The 887-nt window shown below is 30.0% G+C and carries 1 protein-coding gene; it reads right to left on the reverse strand.

The features are described from left to right. Positions 1–85: 85 nt before the first annotated feature. The coding region (locus D8886_RS11595) for a hypothetical protein (protein WP_260469524.1) at positions 86–887 on the reverse strand (802 nt) is incomplete at its 5' end.

The raw sequence follows: 887 nt of genomic DNA on the forward strand, positions 1-887 counted from the left end.
TGATTCTTAGCCATCTTACTGAAGATATCATTTCGCTTAACTACAACATTTTGCTCGGCAACAAAAATTTGAACATCCTGAATTTTTAACAATTCTTTCTTTGATTCTTAGCCATCTTACTGAAGATATCATTTCGCTTAACTACAACATTTTGCTCGGCAACAAAAATTTGAACATCCTGAATTTTTAACAATTCTTTCTTCTTATCAGATTGTTCCTTTTTGTTTTCATCTTGTAGTTTTCTTGAAATTAATCCATCAAGTCCATTAATGATTATGGCACCTAAGATGCCTGTTAGTAAACTTGCTAAAAAAATCCCCAAAATATTTGCTATGGAGCCTAACAATGGTATTTCAAATTTCATTCCTGGTATAGTTAATAGATACTTTTCAAAATATTCTCCTAAAAACATTGCTCCTATAGCAACTAAAGCAGAAGTAATGATTTTTGAAATATGAGCGATTTTAATTGCTGTAGATTGTGACTGATTTTCAGGATTTGATAGATAAGAGGTACTTTCTCTTATTGAACCAAATATTTGTTTAATCAAGTTTGGAAGTTTTTTTAGTTTCTGGTTAATTACACCAATAATTTCTCCCACTATACTTCCAACAAAACTATCAATGCCAACTTTAATAAAATCTTTAATCTTATCAAAAAAAGAATGAAGTGCATTTTTCATTTCTGGTAAAAATGTATCAAACGAACATTTTTTAGATTTGAAAAAACGAACCAAAGCATTCATAATTTCTTTCAGCATCCCAAATAAAGCTGCAACAAACATTGCTTTAACAGCATCTTTACCTGCCTTACTCGCCATTTTTACAGGTACTTTTTTTGCTATATCTCTATTGATAGCTTTCTTTGCTTTTTTCTCAACCTTAAGC

The sequence above is a fragment of the Streptococcus sanguinis genome (assembly GCF_003943655.1).
In the GTDB taxonomy this organism is placed as follows: Bacteria; Bacillota; Bacilli; order Lactobacillales; family Streptococcaceae; genus Streptococcus; species Streptococcus sanguinis_F.